The organism is Paenibacillus antarcticus (assembly GCF_001637225.1).
Taxonomy (GTDB): domain Bacteria; phylum Bacillota; class Bacilli; order Paenibacillales; family Paenibacillaceae; genus Paenibacillus_AQ; species Paenibacillus_AQ antarcticus.
The window spans coordinates 24,876-41,410 of sequence record NZ_LVJI01000029.1 but is presented as its reverse complement, the minus strand read 5'-3'; the positions used below and the strand labels follow the sequence as shown (position 1 = coordinate 41,410).

The 16,535-nt window shown below is 41.5% G+C and carries 17 protein-coding genes and 2 pseudogenes; 2 read left to right on the top strand and 17 right to left on the bottom strand.

The genetic code is table 11. The features are described from left to right. Nucleotides 1–914: 914 nt before the first annotated feature. The 7 genes and pseudogenes from PBAT_RS18635 to PBAT_RS18620 all read right to left on the bottom strand — a co-directional run bounded on the left by PBAT_RS18635 (nucleotide 915) and on the right by PBAT_RS18620 (nucleotide 5,540). Nucleotides 915–3,716 (bottom strand): discoidin domain-containing protein, encoded by a 2,802-nt coding sequence (locus PBAT_RS18635; protein ID WP_068651736.1) that lies wholly within the window; start codon nucleotides 3,714–3,716, stop codon nucleotides 915–917. Nucleotides 3,717–4,153: 437 nt separating this feature from the next. Beyond that, the gene (locus tag PBAT_RS24895; protein ID WP_084403248.1) at nucleotides 4,154–4,255 is read right to left on the bottom strand and encodes an S-layer homology domain-containing protein; all 102 of its coding nucleotides are present in this window, start codon (nucleotides 4,253–4,255) and stop codon (nucleotides 4,154–4,156) included. Between the two features lie 9 nt (nucleotides 4,256–4,264). Continuing rightward, nucleotides 4,265–4,546: an S-layer homology domain-containing protein gene (locus PBAT_RS18630; RefSeq protein WP_068651734.1), complete on the bottom strand. Its 282-nt coding sequence runs from the start codon at nucleotides 4,544–4,546 to the stop codon at nucleotides 4,265–4,267. A 15-nt stretch (nucleotides 4,547–4,561) separates the two neighbouring features. Further along, nucleotides 4,562–4,618, bottom strand: a pseudogene (locus tag PBAT_RS26320) (S-layer homology domain-containing protein); the annotation flags it as partial. A 12-nt stretch (nucleotides 4,619–4,630) separates the two neighbouring features. Beyond that, on the bottom strand, nucleotides 4,631–4,831 hold the full coding sequence (locus PBAT_RS25330) for a hypothetical protein (protein ID WP_149466343.1): 201 nt from the start codon (nucleotides 4,829–4,831) through the stop codon (nucleotides 4,631–4,633). A 3-nt stretch (nucleotides 4,832–4,834) separates the two neighbouring features. After that, complete coding sequence (locus tag PBAT_RS18625; RefSeq protein WP_068651732.1) at nucleotides 4,835–5,353, bottom strand: hypothetical protein; 519 nt, start codon at nucleotides 5,351–5,353, stop codon at nucleotides 4,835–4,837. Nucleotides 5,354–5,360: 7 nt separating this feature from the next. Beyond that, nucleotides 5,361–5,540, bottom strand: a complete 180-nt coding sequence (locus PBAT_RS18620) for a hypothetical protein (RefSeq protein WP_068651730.1) — start codon at nucleotides 5,538–5,540, stop codon at nucleotides 5,361–5,363. A 12-nt stretch (nucleotides 5,541–5,552) separates the two neighbouring features. On the opposite strand from PBAT_RS18620, the gene PBAT_RS18615 reads away from it, so the two are divergent. Next, complete coding sequence (locus PBAT_RS18615; RefSeq protein ID WP_246169014.1) at nucleotides 5,553–5,753, top strand: AraC family transcriptional regulator; 201 nt, start codon at nucleotides 5,553–5,555, stop codon at nucleotides 5,751–5,753. A gap of 75 nt (nucleotides 5,754–5,828) precedes the next feature. Here PBAT_RS18615 and arfA read toward each other — a convergent pair whose 3' ends face one another. The 8 genes and pseudogenes from arfA to PBAT_RS18580 all read right to left on the bottom strand — a co-directional run bounded on the left by arfA (nucleotide 5,829) and on the right by PBAT_RS18580 (nucleotide 13,650). Continuing rightward, nucleotides 5,829–7,343: an arabinosylfuranosidase ArfA gene (gene arfA, locus PBAT_RS18610; RefSeq protein ID WP_068651726.1), complete on the bottom strand. Its 1,515-nt coding sequence runs from the start codon at nucleotides 7,341–7,343 to the stop codon at nucleotides 5,829–5,831. A gap of 83 nt (nucleotides 7,344–7,426) precedes the next feature. Beyond that, nucleotides 7,427–7,648 (bottom strand): hypothetical protein, encoded by a 222-nt coding sequence (locus tag PBAT_RS26040; RefSeq protein ID WP_246168247.1) that lies wholly within the window; start codon nucleotides 7,646–7,648, stop codon nucleotides 7,427–7,429. Continuing rightward, nucleotides 7,602–7,844, bottom strand: a pseudogene (locus tag PBAT_RS26035) (N-6 DNA methylase); the annotation flags it as partial. The pseudogene PBAT_RS26035 and the gene PBAT_RS26040, both read right to left, overlap by 47 nt. A 565-nt stretch (nucleotides 7,845–8,409) precedes the next feature. Next, nucleotides 8,410–10,359: a PTS fructose transporter subunit IIABC gene (locus PBAT_RS18600; protein ID WP_068651722.1), complete on the bottom strand. Its 1,950-nt coding sequence runs from the start codon at nucleotides 10,357–10,359 to the stop codon at nucleotides 8,410–8,412. 39 nt (nucleotides 10,360–10,398) lie between these two features. After that, nucleotides 10,399–11,310, bottom strand: coding sequence for a 1-phosphofructokinase (pfkB, locus tag PBAT_RS18595; protein ID WP_068651720.1), 912 nt, complete (start codon nucleotides 11,308–11,310; stop codon nucleotides 10,399–10,401). A gap of 114 nt (nucleotides 11,311–11,424) precedes the next feature. After that, nucleotides 11,425–12,198, bottom strand: a complete 774-nt coding sequence (locus PBAT_RS18590) for a DeoR/GlpR family DNA-binding transcription regulator (RefSeq protein WP_338045640.1) — start codon at nucleotides 12,196–12,198, stop codon at nucleotides 11,425–11,427. Between the two features lie 322 nt (nucleotides 12,199–12,520). After that, nucleotides 12,521–12,802: a carcinine hydrolase/isopenicillin-N N-acyltransferase family protein gene (locus tag PBAT_RS18585; protein ID WP_248912440.1), complete on the bottom strand. Its 282-nt coding sequence runs from the start codon at nucleotides 12,800–12,802 to the stop codon at nucleotides 12,521–12,523. 491 nt (nucleotides 12,803–13,293) lie between these two features. Continuing rightward, nucleotides 13,294–13,650, bottom strand: coding sequence for an ArsR/SmtB family transcription factor (locus PBAT_RS18580; RefSeq protein ID WP_068651716.1), 357 nt, complete (start codon nucleotides 13,648–13,650; stop codon nucleotides 13,294–13,296). Between the two features lie 149 nt (nucleotides 13,651–13,799). Here PBAT_RS18580 and PBAT_RS18575 point away from each other — a divergent pair, with 149 nt between their 5' ends. Then, on the top strand, nucleotides 13,800–14,171 hold the full coding sequence (locus tag PBAT_RS18575) for a nuclear transport factor 2 family protein (RefSeq protein WP_068651714.1): 372 nt from the start codon (nucleotides 13,800–13,802) through the stop codon (nucleotides 14,169–14,171). A 1,269-nt stretch (nucleotides 14,172–15,440) separates the two neighbouring features. Here the strand turns inward: PBAT_RS18575 and PBAT_RS18565 are convergent. Both PBAT_RS18565 and PBAT_RS18560 read right to left on the bottom strand, forming a co-directional pair. After that, nucleotides 15,441–15,821 (bottom strand): hypothetical protein, encoded by a 381-nt coding sequence (locus PBAT_RS18565; protein ID WP_068651710.1) that lies wholly within the window; start codon nucleotides 15,819–15,821, stop codon nucleotides 15,441–15,443. A 148-nt stretch (nucleotides 15,822–15,969) separates the two neighbouring features. Continuing rightward, nucleotides 15,970–16,497 (bottom strand): hypothetical protein, encoded by a 528-nt coding sequence (locus tag PBAT_RS18560; protein WP_068651708.1) that lies wholly within the window; start codon nucleotides 16,495–16,497, stop codon nucleotides 15,970–15,972. Between the last annotated feature and the right edge of the window lie 38 nt (nucleotides 16,498–16,535).

The following is a 16,535-nucleotide window of genomic DNA, read 5'->3' as shown; positions in this document are numbered from 1 at the left end:
ATCTTTAGCCTTCCATCCTATGGCACTTCCGTAAAGTATATTGAGATTCTCCATCAACAAAGATCGGAACTCTAAAGATCTATTGGTATGCTAAAATGATCTCCGTCGGCATTCGGACTATATTCTTGGCCTCAAACGGCAATCGGAACAGATTCTTGACAATGCGTAATGCCAAGAATCTGTTCCGATAAAATAAAAAAACCGCGATCTAGGCGGATACTAATCAGACTATATTCTTGTCATCTTACATCTTTTGTGTTGTCGGAGGACAAGAACATGTACCTATTCCCTCTTAGGATAACAAAAAAAGCTGATCTTTAACAAGATCAGCCTGTAGTTTTTATCTTATCCATTTTTTTGAATCATTCGTGCATAAGCCATCAGCATCATTTCTGCCAGTTGCTCATCCGATACATCTTACCGGATCACCGTTAATAGAATACGCTCAGCTCCCTGCGTGTCTCTAACTTCAATGCAGTTTCGATACCATTCAATTAAGAATTAACTCCGCGGCTAACGGTACAAGTTCTTGTCTCGAGCAAAGGACAAGAACTTGTACCTATAAAATAAAAAATCCGCACCCATCGCGGATTCCATTAGGTATATATTCTTGTCCTCTTACAGTTTGTGTTGTTATCTCCTCTTACATATTTTTTGTTACTTCCTTATCCTTGCATATAACATCAGCTCTACTCGGAGAACCTATGCTACTATCTAATTTCAGATGATATTATTTCTGATCATGTTCCGTATCTTATTATTCAGTAATTCATCTTTTCACGAAATTTCATGAAAACTTGTATGAGTATAACGCTAATTGATTATTCTTAATAAAAAAAAGCGCTCCAATGTCATGACATTGGAGCGCTTCTCTATGGTATTCAATGATTTTATCCTTACTTGTCTTTCCCTTATTATTTCAAAATTTCCTGTGCTACAGCCGCAAGATCTTCGATGTCTATTTTTTTGTCATCATTAACATCTGCGATTTTGTGTAAATCCCAATCTGCATCTGTAGAAGTTTTACCGTAAGCTGCTGCTACGACAGCAAGGTCACCGATACTGATTTTTCCATCGTTAGTCAGATCATACAACGAACGAGGAACCATAGCATTGGCAAAGGTTTGCAACGCTGCGTTCAGATCATGGACAGCTTTCTCCACTTGTTCTTGTGTTGAAGCTGTATTATTGAACACTGTATTCGCGCTGTTGATGCTAGCCTGTAGAGTAGCTTTCGAGCCAGACAGATACTGCCCTGGCAAGCTTCCTTCTATAGCCACATCGTGTTTTCTTTGCGCTTCAGCGATCAATGTGCCAAGAGCCGCTTTATCAATAACATCGATTTGCACGCTTGAAGATATGCCGCTTAACGAAGTTTCGGCTCCTTGACCGTCTGCAATCGTTGCATTCGATAATGTGACTGTCGCTCTTGCAGACAGAATTGGTTTGGCCCTGAATTTGAGCTTCAACCAGTCTCCATTCGCCTGATGGTTAGCTCCTATGTTTACCGCAACTAAATGAACTTGACCTTCCGTTGTCGAAGCACCAACCACTTCGAATCCTTGCAGAAGCGAATCCGCCGATACAAAGTCCAGTTGGTTCGCATCGTAGGCAAACGTCAGATCCTGCGCAAAGACATCCTGGCTAATACCGCTCAGAGCGTATGTCAAATCAAATTCTTGCCCCGGCGTCACTTTCGACACGGTGCTCGTTAATCTGGTCTGCCCATCCTTGACTGTGACAGTAACCGTCACTTTTGCCGGAATGTCAGTGCCTGCCACTGTCCCATTCACCGTAAAGGTTCCTGCAGATGCATAACGTAACGGATCAATAGCCTCCCAGGTGACTTCAGCCTCTCCCGAAGTTCCGTCGGAATAAGTAACCGTGACGGATGTCGGTAAGATTGGAGCCACTTGTTCTACCGTACTTACGGATACACCACTGATGTTGCTAACTGTCCCTTGAAATACGTTCAAATTCCACTCATCGCTCCATTTGAACGTAAATCTATCTTTATTAAATTCCATCGGTAGCCAAACGTAACGTGAATCCTGCAAATTATTTTCGTTCCATCTGTCGCCCATAAAGATAAACTTACCCTGTTTTCCAGCAATAGGAAGAACATGAGTGCTTTGACTGAAAAAGGTCGTATTAGCATTCTCGCCGACTGCTGGATTTTCAATGGTCGTAAATGGTCCTAGTGGGGAGTCTGCGATGGCATAGCTTGCTGCATTCGGCGCCCATCCGCTTTGTCCTGAAGACACTAAATAGTATTTATTATTCAATTTGAACATCGCAGGGGCTTCCCTAAACTGTTGCGGAAAAACTTTCGTGAATGTGCCTGATTGACTTAAATAATCGTCTGAAAGAAGCGAAATATATGTCGTTGCATTATTTTCGGATGAATAGATTAGATATGCCTTCCCATCCTCATCTTTGTAAACGGTCATATCTCTGCTCATGGCATTGTTAGGTCGCTCGCTGCGAATATAGGTGAAAGGTCCGACAGGTGTGTCGCTTACTGCTACACCGGCACGGGCATAGGAATAATCGGCGCTGTCGATATGCATCCACATCACATATTTTTTAGTAGTATCGTTATAAACCACTTTCGGGCGCTCAAGCACTCTGGAAGGATGCAGGTCATTACCAGCAACCGAACTATCCGCAGACAATGCTAGACCCTCGTACTTCCAGTTATACAAATCTTTAGATGAATAACACGAAACTCCAATGACGTCTACTCGGTTTGTACCTGGAGTGTTCGGAGCTCCCTTATTCTCACCGTACCAATAATAGGTTTTGGTACTTTCTTGATAAAATATACCACCACCGTGAGCTTGTATTGGATTGCCTTCCGTATCCCGCCATACTTGCCCCGGCCTAAAGGTAGATAACTTTCCGATGGTGTCGATTTCTGACTGTTCCGTTCGAATCGATTCAATAATTCGATATATATTTTCCTGTGTTGCATACGCACTACCCATTAACACGTTACCTTCCGCGATCATTGACTTTAATCCGTCAAGCACGGTAGCATTCCCCACATAGGCGTCCACGTATGCCTGAGCACCCGTCAAAACCGTAGGAAGCATTGTTTTGTCCAACGTAAATCCTTGCTTTCTCTCAATGTTTATTTCGGCTGCAGAGCCAAATTGTTTATTCGCATCGCTAACCGATTCCAAAGCAGTTAGTTTTACATAAGCCGCTCCAGCAGAGGGGAACGATGCCGACTTCTCACTTTTATCCCCTTTCCATTGACCTTCAGCCACTTTTGTGAAATTAGTTCCGTCCATACTTACGGATATTTCGAACTTAGTAATAACTCCGTTGAAATCCTTGTCTTGTCTGGGTAAATACCTCAACTTGAACACATCTGAATAAGTATTTCCGAGTTTTAACGTAACGGAATGCGGCAGCGGCATGTATTTCGAAGACCAATCAGTATGCCATTTGGTATTCACATTGCCGTCCAGCATCTTATCAGGACCCTCCCCCGTATAGGAACTGGTTGCTGTTGCTGTCATTTGACTTTGTGAAATAATAGTACCGGTCACATTTTTTTGACTCAATAACTCGTCAACTGAAGCAGAAGTTAACGATACATTTTGTATATCTTGAGTGCTTACGGATGAGGCATAGCCTATAGCTGAGGTAGGTAATAACGTAAATCCTAATAATAGAGCCATACTTCTTGCATAAATTCGATTTTTCAAACTATTCATCCTCTCTTTCACTCTAAAGTATGAATGGTGAATAAGCAGATAACCTGCGTTCCCATTCAAAATTATCTTATTACAGAGTCATCCATATAATCTGTCCACGACCGCTTAGATACGTTTTGTATCACGGTGGGCGTGGATGGTACTCCTTACTGGACGAACTAGTAATTCAACCCAGTTTACTTGTAAATGAAATACAATGAAATGCAAATTTATCTTCATTTATAGCAAAATCTCACTGTATAGTTAGGACTTTTGTATCCGTAGACTTACTCATTCATTTCATTGCTAATTCTAAGTAGTAATGGTCCGTTCTCGGAGCGTCTGCTCGCATCATCTATTTTGCTTCAACAGAAAAAGGGTGTCCCTAGCCATTTATTAATGGTTTTTGGGACACCCCCTCTTTTCTACCCTATACAGTAATGCTTATCTTACTTGATCTGTAGCGCCAACATGTTCATCAGAACCGTTATAGCTTCAGCTCTTGTGGTATAGTCCAGTGGAGCGAATTGATTGTTGCCCTTGCCTTTCATAATGCCTGCTTACTTCATGTAAGCAAAGCTACCTTTCGCCCATGCTGGAATGTTCGCATCGTCTGCAAAGCTGGTTACTGCGTTCTGTACGATTGATTGACCCAAAATGTTGGCGATCATCACAGCCATTTCAGCATGTGTAATTTCTGCATTCGGACGGAAACTGCCGTCTCCATAGCCTTTAATGATACCTGCTTGCAGTGCCTGCGAGACTGCTTTTACAATTTTCGCTGTGTCTGTGAAGGTTAGTGCTGTTCCCTCGCCTTCCAGCTTCAACGCACTCATCAGCATCACAGTAAATTCTAGTTGAGTTATCGTGTGATTTGGCATAAATGCACCGTTTGGATAACCTTTGATGATACCGTTGTTTACGGCCTACTCGATTCCGTTCTTAGCCCCATGTCCAGCTATATCACTAAAATTAATAATCGGATTCACAGGCACAAATGAAGTTTGTTCTACAACAAATACGGCAAACTTCGTAAAGTGATTGCCATTAACCTTACCTCCGACTTTAACCCATATTTTCTTCACTTCAGCATAATAGAATATGGCTACCTTTTGTCCGTCCTTCACAATTTATGAATTGAATACAATAGTTAGGGATATAGGTTTGTTAAAGTTACCGGTGAAGTCTTTGGTAATCTCAAAGACCGGACTGACTAGAACTTCGCCATTCACTGTCAGATCTGGGGTTTCCACTACCTTTACTATTTTTATTATAAACCCATTACTTATTGCACCTGCTGGAATAGAAACTATAACCTCATCCTCTAAGCTAACCACACCGATACTACCCGCAGGCAACGTTAAGTTTCCATCCTTCGATCTTATTTTTGTTGGAGGCACCGGTTCCCGCGTTGGTATTGGAGATGGTGAATTAGCCACTGGTGTTCCGCTTACATTGATGCCTGTCGAAATATTGCCTATTTTATCAACGGTCTGCAAAGTTATTGCATAGGTAATTCCGTTTACAAGCCCGGTGATGGTAGCACTATGAACTCCACCGCCGATGTTTTGTGTAACTATCCCTGCTCCACCTGTTACCATAACATGGTCAAAGTCCTCATATGACGGATTGGTCCATGTTATGGTCAACTTTCTATCACCAGCCGTTAACTTTTACTCCCTTAACTTCTTCAAGCACTGGATCAGTCGGTTCTACAGACGGGTTGCTTATTTCGACCGTCAGAGAACCATTCGCGTTGTGAGTTGCAGTTTCCTTATATCTCACATAATAGGTTCCGATAACAAGATCTGTAACCTCACTACTTGTGATCGCCATCCAGTTGTCGGGATGTGTAACACCGATGAGATATCTCTTGTCTTACCCTCTAGAACAATTCAAAAAGCTGATGACCAGACTTCCTGGACTATCGCTCGTATTGCTGAAGAGGTTGGCTTCCATCATATTACATACTATTCTTCTTACTTCTCCAAAAAGGAAGGTATCTCTCCTGCTAACTCACGCCGAAAATTCACCTGTAAATATATATGAAAAGGCCTGGATGAGGAAGTTGAAAGCTTCTTCCTCTTTCAGGCCTTTCATTGTTCGAACAAAGCAAGTAGCTACTTAAGCACGCTGCAAACGAATAACATTCCAAGATAGTTTGGACAAAGAGACAGTCAGGCGCCCAGCATCCGTCTTTGCATCCCCTTGATCATGTGGAGTTACGGTATCTTGCCGCTCTACTGTATTCACTGCTTTTACATCCACGTTCTCAAGCACCGTATGCTGAATCACGCGATATCCTTCAAACCCCCGAACGTCACATTCCAGCAGCAAAGTGTCCTCCAGACTTTTATTTACCGCAAAAATAACCAATTCTTCATTCTCTTCGTTATAAACCACACTAGAGTCTAGTAGCGGTACATCTGTATAATCCTTACTGTCATATAGCGGTGAGGACACGATAGGGTGCAGTACGGTTCCCCGGCCATACAAGGACGCGTGCATATATGGATAGAAAATACTTTGTCGCCAAGCCGGGCCTTCGCTCACAGTCATGATCGGTGCAATCACGTTGACCAGCTGAGCCAAACATGCGATTTTTACACGATCTGCGTTATTCAGCAGAGTAATCAGCATACTACCTACCATCAACGCGTCTTCAAATGTATACTGATCCTCCAGTTGAGCTGGAGCTACTTGCCATGGATCGATCTGCTTATCCGACTCCAGCGTATGAAACCACACATTCCATTCGTCGAAGGATAGATTCATTGTTTTCTTGCTGCGCTTCTTTGCCTTGATGTAATCACACACCGCCACGATTTCTTTAATAAAAAGATCCATATCGAGCGATTTAGCCAGATAGTTAGCCGTATCCTTCTCTGTATTTCCGTAATAGGTATGCAAGGATAGATAGTCAACTTGCTCATAAGTATAATCCAGCACAGTTGCTTCCCACTCAGCATAGGTAGGCATAGAACGGAATGAGCTTCCGCAAGCCACCAGTTCAATACTTGGGTCAACCAACCTCATCGCCTTAGCCGTTTCACTTGCCAGTCTTCCATACTCGGTGGCCGTCTTCTGTCCAATTTGCCAAGGACCGTCCATCTCATTGCCCAGGCACCAAGTCTTTATGCCATGTGGTTGTTCGAAGCCATGAGATCTGCGTAGATCACTATAATAGGAGCCGGATGGATGATTACAATATTCAAGCAAATTTCGCGCGGCATCTACGCCTTTAGTCCCTAAATTTACCGCCATCATGACATCCGAACGGATTCCTTTGGCCCAGCGGATAAATTCGTTCGTACCGACTTCATTCGGTTCTGTCGTTCGCCATGCTAATTCAAGCCGCCGAGGACGATCTGCCACTGGCCCAACGCCATCCTCCCAATTGTAACCGGATACAAAATTGCCGCCCGGATAACGAATCATCGGCACACCAATCTCTCCGATCATTGAAGCTACATCCTGCCGGAATCCGTGTTCATCTGCTGAAGGATGACCTGGCTCATAAATTCCCCCATATACTGCTCTTCCCAAATGCTCGATGAACGAGCTATAAATTCTAGGATCTACCTCTGCTAACTTATACTCCTTTTCTATAATCATCTTGGCCTGTTTAAACATAGTCATCACTCTCCCTCGTCATCGAATATGTTAGATAGCTCCATTACTTACACAATTACAACCTACAAGTAAGCGCTATATTCATTATATTACCAATCTCCAAGTGAATTTAACATCAATAAATTTGGCTCAATCTTAATCAATGCTTGACGATCAGCCCAACATCCGATAGCAGTTACATTCAATGAGAATGCCCGTTTTATAACGCTTAAGATTTCGCCTGAAATAATGGCGTCGCTGAAAAGCTTTAATGCGATTGTGGCAGATCCCAAAGCGGAGACGACCAAACGTATCGTGCTCGGCTGACTCACGCCCCCATTCTTTGAGTGAAAATGGAGGACTCGCAATCACTCGGTCAAATAACCTCAGCTCGTTATCTTCAAGTAATTTTGGATCACGAATCGTATCACTTTTGCGAATCTCATGGTCAGGTAGTCCATGTAAAAGAATGTTCATCTTGGCAATACTTCACGTATTCAATTTTTTCTCTTGCCCATATAGAGAAAGTTAGCTGTCGCTCGTCTGCAAACATAGTCTAACGGGGCGAACAGTTCACCGAGAGCAAGCTTATAAATCTCCTCTGCAACTTCCCGCCCTGGAAGGGAGGCAACGCGAAATATTCTCACGAACCGTGGTTCAAAGCGACTTCGTATACGTAATGGGTCTTTCGTAGAATTCTCCTAAAGAAACGTCCAGAGCCGCCTGTTGATACAGATATCCGCTCGATCCGTATTTTTCTACTCCTGCATTTAATCAAAACAATACTGTTAGTTATGCAACTACATTGGTACAACGGACATTTACGTTCGCTCGTTCTCTTCTCTTCCTACATAAGATAAGTCTGTATGGATAAATGTGGCTTCATTGATCTGTATCTCCCGAAATATTTTTTATTTCATATGGATAAATATGTGAAGGGCAAAAAGACGCCATATTATAATGGCGTCTTTCAATCGACGATGTTCTTGCCTCGCTGACAACCTCGGCAATTTTATTTTCAATATTTGATGTCCTAAGATTGTGAATAATCTTAGGACATCCCTCTGTCTAGTAATAGGAGTTACAGATAGGATTACTTCGCTTTTAGCGGTTTCTTCCAGAGCCCGAGAATAAGTCCCGACATGACCGCTCCGATTAGAACAGCCAATAAGAACAGTAATGCATGACTAGAAAGAGCAGCTACGAAGATCCCACCATGCGGTGCTGGGACGTTAATATTCCACAGCTGAGTGAGACCACCCGCAACGGCTGAACCCAGAATACAAGATGTCAGAACACGAAGTGGATCAGCAGCGGCGAATGGAATCGCCCCTTCGGTAATGAATGACAATCCAAGCACGTAGTTCGTTACGCCTGATTTGCGTTCCGATTCAGTAAATTTATTCTTGAAAAAAGTAGTAGCAAGAGCGATGGCAAGTGGGGGAACCATCCCGCCCGCCATTACAGCCGCCATCATAAATCCGTTTGTATTTCCGCTGGTAGTGAATACCCCAATGGCGAACGTGTAAGCGGCTTTATTGAAGGGGCCACCCATATCAATTGACATCATCCCACCGAGGATCATACCCAGAATAATAGCATTAGTGGTTCCAAGGCTGTTAAGTCCATCAATTAGACCCACATTGATCCAACTAAAGAAAGGATCGAACAGATAATACATAATTCCTCCAGTAATCAGTAACCCGAATACTGGATATAGCATAATCGGCTTCAAACCTTCGAGGGCTTTTGGAAGACCAGCGAACAGTTTACGTAATCCGATGACGACATAACCAGCCAAGAAACCAGCAGCAAGGCCGCCAAGGAATCCGGCATTGGAATTTAAGGCCATTAAACCACCGACCATACCCGGCATCAGAGCCGGACGGTCACCTATACTAATAGCGATAAATCCAGCAAGAACCGGTATTAGAAAATGGAATGCACCATCCCCTCCACCGATCGTCTGTAGTAGCTGGAATAACGGGTGGTCTGCCCCTCCAATCTGTTCGATCAGGAAGGAAATTGCCAGCAGGATACCTCCGCCGACTACAAACGGCAACATGTGAGATATTCCGTTCATCAAATCCTTATATATTTTGCCACCGATACTACCGGATTTCTCGGTTGGCTGTTCATCACGGCCACCTCTTCCTTCACTGTGGTAGATCGGAGCTTCACCATTCATCGCTCTGCGGATCAACTCTTCTGACTTGCGGATACCGTCACTAACCGGTCTTTGCAGCACTGGTTTTCCATCGAAACGGGCCATCTCCACATTTTTATCAGCCGCAACAATGACACCACTTGCACGCCGGATCTCATCAGCGGTCAGTATGTTTTGAGCACCCTCTGAACCGTTTGTCTCCACGCGAATGTTGACTCCCATTTCTAGTGCCTTTTTCTTGAGTGCATCTTCAGCCATGAAGGTATGGGCAATTCCCGTAGGGCAGGCAGTAACAGCGACTACGAAGGCTTGTGAATCCGGATTGCCCACAATTACACGTTCAGGCTCTGACTTTGTGCTACCTTTCTCATTTTCCTTCTCTTTCTCTTTCCTCTTTTTCTCGTTTTCCTTAGCTATTTGTTCCTCCTGTTTTGTATCAAACAACTCTGATACTTCATCCGGCGTCCGAGTAGCCATCAGTTTCTCGATAAATTCACTATCGATCAGTAGTCTGGACAATGCGGCAAGTGTACGAAGATGCATAGTACCAGCCCCTTCGGGAGCGGCAATCATAAAGAAAATCTGTGCTGGTTCATCATCCAACGATTCAAAGTCCACACCTTTTGCACTCTTGGCAAAAACAACAGTTGGTTCATTGACAGCTTTAGTTTTTGCATGCGGCATGGCAATCCCACCACCAATGCCCGTGCTGGACTCCGCTTCACGCTTCAAAATCATTTCTTTAAATAGGATTGGATCATTGATACGGCCGTGTGACATAAGACTAGCGATCAATTCATCAATTGCCGCTTCCTTTGTTGTAGCCTTTAAATCCATGATCATTGTATCTTTTATCATTAGATCCGTAATTTTCATATCTTACAACTCCCTTGAGTACTTTGAATTCTGACTTTTTTATACTTGTGATATCTGAATTAACGGCCGTAACTGTTCAATGTGTTCTCGATCTGCCAAATCGTCAGAGAACGCAGTTGCACTTCCCGAAGCAACCCCTGCGCGGAAAGCTTCGAGCAAATCTCCGGTCAAAGACAGGGTGCCGACGAAACCGGCAATCATAGAATCCCCTGCACCTACCGAATTCTTCACATTGCCCACAGGTGCAACTGCATGGTATACCTCATTACCTGTGATGAATAGCGCCCCTTCTTCCGCCATGGAGACCAGAACATGCTTGGCTCCCGCTTCCAATAACTTACGTCCGTAAGTGATAATCTCTTCCTTGGAGTTTATCGTTACGCCAAACAGCTCTGCGAGCTCGTGATGGTTCGGCTTTACAAGCAGAGGTTTATGGGCCAAGGCCTCTTTCAACGCCGTACCGGTAGTGTCTATAACGAATTCTGCCTCACTTTGCTTGCATACAGAGATTAACTTGTCATAGAAATCTCCACCAAGTGATGGAGGCACGCTACCAGACAAAATAACAATATCATCCGCGGTCAACGTGACCAGTTTCTGTAGCAAGGCATCGGCTTCATTCTCACGAATGACCGGGCCAGTGCCGTTGATTTCTGTTTCATGCCCTGCTTTGAGCTTAATGTTAATCCGGGTATCATCAGCGACGTACACGAAATCGCTTGAAATCGACTCTTCACGTAACCATTCCTCAATATATCGCCCGGTGAATCCTCCGAGAAAACCAATCGCTTTATTCTGAACCTCAAGCTGATTCAGCACACGTGAAACGTTAATTCCTTTCCCTCCCGGAAGCTTCAAATCACGTTTCATGCGGTTCAAGTTACCTAGTCTGAAATCTTCAACTTCCACGATATAATCAATGGAAGGGTTAAGCGTCACTGTATAGATCATATGATTTATCCCTCAATTTTTTTGATTTTCGAGTTTAACCCTAATTAACTTTCCTAAATCCTCTTACGTTGATTCCTTTACCGATCACATAACTTAAGTAATTTCATATTCGTTTCATACTAAGGTAACGTCAACGCCTATTTCTTTGAACTTCTGAATGAAGCTAGCCGGCGCACCTGAATCCATAATCAAATAATCTATTTCGGTAATATCAGCCACTTTGCAGAAAGACACCTGCCCGATTTTGCTATGATCAGCAAGCAAAACCACCTTTTTTGCGATCGCAATCATTTTGCGCTTCGTAGCTGCCTCTAGCATATTCGGTGTAGAAATACCTTCTTGCAAATCCAGACCGTTCGTGGCAAGAAATGCTATATCCACTCTCACCATATCTAGAGAATGCTCGGTCATAGGTCCAACAAAAGCCATCGTATCCGGGCGCAATATGCCACCAGTTATCGAGACTTCAATATTGCGGCAATCCTTAAGCTCATTCAGAGCCATGATCGAGTTGGTGATAACCTTAATATTTGAGATGTTCTTTAATTCTTTGGCAATCTGCAGCGTTGTCGTTCCTGCATCTAGCAGGATCGCATCACCCTCCTGGATCATCTCTACAGCCTTGTAGGCTATCCGCTGCTTCTCTTCTAAGAAACGATCTTCCTTATCGGAATAGGGTGCTTCGAAGTTAACACTTTGTAGTGAAACTGCTCCGCCATGCGTACGTTTCAGTAGTTTTTCTTCTTCAAGTTCCTTAAGATCGCGGCGCACAGTGGACTCGGATACGCCTGTCTCCTGACTTAGCTCCTGTACCGATCCTCTAGAGTGTTTCTCCAGGAACTCCACGATTCTTTTCTTTCTTTCTTCCTCAAACAGCATCATCTTCACACTCCTTAGGGCGCTAGCACAGCCTAAATATCTTACAATCGTCTTATCTATGTGATTATTATTGATCGTTTGTGCTCATTCATGCTCATTTATGATTGTAACAGCGTTTTCATCATCTGTAAATGAGTTTTTCGAAAGTAAAACCAGACCCCAATATGACAGGCGAATTTCAACCTACATCCACAAGTATGTAACTATTGGCGGGAAGCGACAAATAACGCTTATATTGTCTTCTTGCACACTGAATTTCATGTGAAAGTGTAAAGTACGGAGAATCGTATTAGAATGACATGACTGATAATGCAAATGATCCATACGTTTCTCATCGCGACAAGATAAGAAACGTATGGATCATTTGTTTAACACTTATTATGGTTAAATCCTTAATCCCTACGATGAAATTTGAAAAGCTTGCTACTTCGAAAATAGTAACTTGATTTGAAGTATCTGCTACCATAATATTCGCATTTGTACATAACGGTATTTCTTCAAGCAAATATTGCCCTTCATAAACATCTTTGCAGCGGTCTAAAATTGCACGTATGGCGACCCAGAACTCACATCCATGCCCACCAATTGGTTTCAAATAGGCAATACTAGTCATGGAAACTACGAGCCAATACATAAACTTCTTTCATCAGGTATATGTTCCTGTCCTCTTACATTTTTTGTCTGATTTTCTTCTTTTTATTTATTCTCGGATGACAAGAAACTCATCCGATAAATGACAAAAAAACTGGTCATATAATTATTAAATCCCATTCCCCACCACCAATAATCACTCTTCACGAAACGAAATACTATAAGCTAAACAATTCTTGCATGAAAAAACCGGATTCCCTTTACTATAGAAGAGAATCCGGTTTTCGTAAGCACAAATCTTCAACTAACGTTTCCCGATAGTTGAATGCAACGTCGGTCTATTACTTAGATTCCGAAATGGAAAATAAATTAATTAACGCACTGCCCTAATTCCCTCTGAAGATGATTTTAGGGAAAACAAATGCAATCTTTATTGTTTGTTGTACTTTTCCTATGTTGCCCTTAAATCTATGAATTAAGTTCATTCACCTCCTCTTTTTCATTTATTCGTTATTAATTGTGGTCGGAAATATTTATTACTTGTATTGATGACTTATGTATTCCGACTTCTGCACTATTTAGTATCAGATCCATAAGTCCGGGAAAACGGATACTCAAATCCTCCTTTCTGAAAGAGTAGAAATGTTGTTTCCCTGCAATTCGGGGTTGAATGACTCCTGCTTCCCGTAATACTTTGATATGATGGGACAACGTTGATTTTGATATATGACCTACCTCAAAAGTAGAACAGTTTTTCTCGCCCGTACTAGCCAAGCAATAGGCGATCTTCATACGAATGGGATCTCCAAGTGCGTTAAAGACTGTAGTCAGGCTGATTTCCGAAGAATTTGGAATGTTTGGCATTTTCATACCCTAAAAGTAGCACATGCAGCAAATCATTTCAATGTTCGATTTTTTTCGAACTGATTGTTGTAAAGGGTTGAATATTATGCTAATATCCTTATTATCAGTTTGAAAATTTTCGAACTATAATCAGATTTATCTTAGGAGGAATATCAATGACCACTACTTTAAATAATTATTTCCGTTTGTTTGACGCTTCGCGTATAGAAGAACGCGCGTTGTCCGATTTGCTTTCCTTATTCACGCCTGATGCAGAGATTGTATTTAACGGTACCAGCAGAAGAGGATTTGAAAGTTTTATTAAAGCCTTCTATGAGCATAACAGCGATATCAAACATATGTGGGACAAATGGGAACTGCAGCCGGACGGCAGCTACCAGACGAATTGGGCGGTATGTGGTCAGGGCTCAGACGGTTCTGTGTACGCTAAAACCGGCATTGATATTGCACGGCTGAATGAAACAGGACAAATTGTCTACTTGGAAAATGTCCAGGCGGACAAGGATGTATTTAGTAAATATAAATGAGAACTGCTACCGATACCTAAATTCCTCTCATAAGAAAATATAACTTTTGCTATTATGAAGAGCGCACACCCATTCACCTTTAAGTTCTACCTACAGACTACTAAATCTAATTTTGCCTTACTTATAATAAGGTTCGACGTATTGCAGATGATTAAATATCTCTAAATTTAGTAGTCGCTTTGTCTACTTATATTCATCGTAACTAATTGATTACCTAACTTTAGAGTCTGTAAAATACTTTATGTAAACTCCTAAGTATATTGGTAATTTCGTTTACAAATGCTTGTCGATGACATTCTGCTGATCTCTTATTTGTTAAATCATCGAAAATACAGTGTCATTCTGACCGTATCTTCTGGAAATTCAGTACAACCTCGATCAACACACTTTTTTAACATGCTCTATAACCCGAGGCATATAGAAATAATAATCATCCATATGATGTCATTACAAAAGCTTGTTCCTCGAACAATATTTTTTTGTTTTCACATCGGTATAACGTCTCTTTAGATTCTTTGTAAATATCAGTAGATAAAAGTACCAAAAGTACCGCTACTATGTAGGTAACTTTATGTCAAAATTCTATAATGTAGGCAGATTAGTGCATTTTAGCGTGACATCAATTTGCCTACATAAAAATAAAAAATCCTGATTTCTCAAGCTTTTACTGATACTACTTATGTAGGCACTTTAGTGTCCTTGGACATTTTTTTTGTCTATCCGAGGACAAGAATATGTACCCATTCCCGCTTACTCTTAGGAGAACAAAAAAAGCTGATCTTCAACAAGATCAGCTTATGTATTTTAATTCATCCATTTTCTTTGAATCATACGGGCATAGATCATTGGCATCCAATGACAGCCAATTATAATTTTTTCTTGTGTTTTATTTCAATAAATATCCAAGTGTAATATATCAACCACAATACAATAGGAGCTAAAAAAACATAAGATCTCTGATTTGCTGGAAGAAAGTAAAATAAAAAAATTCCAAGTAATAACATTGGTGGCATTAGAATGAAATACTTCTTCTTATCCACGTTCATCCCCTCCATTTTGTTTAATTCTACTCAAATAATGCCTATGATAATCAACAAATAAACTCATAGTTTTAGACACTATAAATACATAAAAGTTCCATTAATCTGCCCCGTTAGCTTAATAAAAAGAACAGGTTACCAAAGTACCTGCTCATCAATGTATTATTCAACTATCGTGTCCCGTTAGCTTACGAGTCTTTATGATTATCGGGGTATTGCCCAGTATCTATTATCCAATATGAAAGACACCAATTACAGTTTTACCATCAACGTCATATAATGGGATGTCACGACCACCCGCTGGTCTACTCTTCTGTTGAGCTAATGCTTCCTCAGGGGTAGTTGGCATCTCCCCGTCCAAATCTTTTTTCAGCACATATCCGTTAGTTCCGTCTACACCATATGCTTTAATTAAATCCGGTTCTGTATATGGAGAAGTGGCATCCGATGCAGATCCGTATGTCTGTCCACTTTCATTTTTAGGGAAGTTAGGAGCTTGTACAGAGCTTTGATTGATTGCGTAGTTAGCATTTGTACTATCGAGAGCCATCGTTCCTGACACTAAGCCAATTACACAGACAACACCAATGATGACTATTCGTATTCCCATTGCATTCACTCCTAATTAATGTCGGAATCGGTCGTACATAGTCGTGTCAATAAGATACACTTCTTTTTCACTATATATACCACGAAATCCCACTTATTCCTAGTGATATTGTCTAATTGGAGAATCCGTCCGTTAGTTCAAACATTTTCTACTTTCCTTCAAACTCCTTGATTAACTCTTGGGACCTTTTCGTTGCTTCCTGCCTATCTTTCGCTGGTGCTGTAATCATAAGTCCGTTTGATGGGGACCACTGGTCATCATCATTCATAACTTTAATTGTAAATTCAGAGAATTTATCATCAGTATATAGCCAACCGTAAGTGAAAATATCAGGCTCTATTCTCCCTTTATCATCTATGATTCGAAAAGCGTTGAAAATGGTTGTGAAATTATGACCATCGTAATGCAACTCTAATTCTGTTCTATCTTTAGGAATTTGAGGAACCTTACTTCCTTCAAAGTAAACGATACCTTTAAAGGTTCTATTGCCATTTATATGATTTTGCAATTTTCCATCAAGATGTACTTTTATACTCTCGATTATTCCTTCCGTTCCTAATTGATAATAAACACCATTTACTGTCTCTGAGTACCGCTTGGGTATGAAGTTCCAAATGGAGAATATAGTTGCAATTATTGTTAATATCGTAAGTGAAAAAGCAATTTTTCGCTTCATTACACACATCCTTTTTCAAGCTCTTCCTTAATAAACGT

Coding starts and splice junctions, on each gene's coding strand:
- PBAT_RS24895 (WP_084403248.1), bottom strand. CDS start 4,255: ATGAAAGGCAAGGGCAACAATCAATTCGCTCCACTGGACTATACCACA.
- PBAT_RS18630 (WP_068651734.1), bottom strand. CDS start 4,546: ATGCTGATGAGTGCGTTGAAGCTGGAAGGCGAGGGAACAGCACTAACC.
- PBAT_RS18620 (WP_068651730.1), bottom strand. CDS start 5,540: ATGGCGATCACAAGTAGTGAGGTTACAGATCTTGTTATCGGAACCTAT.
- PBAT_RS18615 (WP_246169014.1), top strand. CDS start 5,553: ATGTGTAACACCGATGAGATATCTCTTGTCTTACCCTCTAGAACAATT.
- arfA (WP_068651726.1), bottom strand. CDS start 7,343: ATGACTATGTTTAAACAGGCCAAGATGATTATAGAAAAGGAGTATAAG.
- PBAT_RS18600 (WP_068651722.1), bottom strand. CDS start 10,359: ATGAAAATTACGGATCTAATGATAAAAGATACAATGATCATGGATTTA.
- pfkB (WP_068651720.1), bottom strand. CDS start 11,310: ATGATCTATACAGTGACGCTTAACCCTTCCATTGATTATATCGTGGAA.
- PBAT_RS18585 (WP_248912440.1), bottom strand. CDS start 12,802: ATGACTAGTATTGCCTATTTGAAACCAATTGGTGGGCATGGATGTGAG.
- PBAT_RS18580 (WP_068651716.1), bottom strand. CDS start 13,650: ATGAAAATGCCAAACATTCCAAATTCTTCGGAAATCAGCCTGACTACA.
- PBAT_RS18575 (WP_068651714.1), top strand. CDS start 13,800: ATGACCACTACTTTAAATAATTATTTCCGTTTGTTTGACGCTTCGCGT.
- PBAT_RS18565 (WP_068651710.1), bottom strand. CDS start 15,821: ATGGGAATACGAATAGTCATCATTGGTGTTGTCTGTGTAATTGGCTTA.
- PBAT_RS18560 (WP_068651708.1), bottom strand. CDS start 16,497: ATGAAGCGAAAAATTGCTTTTTCACTTACGATATTAACAATAATTGCA.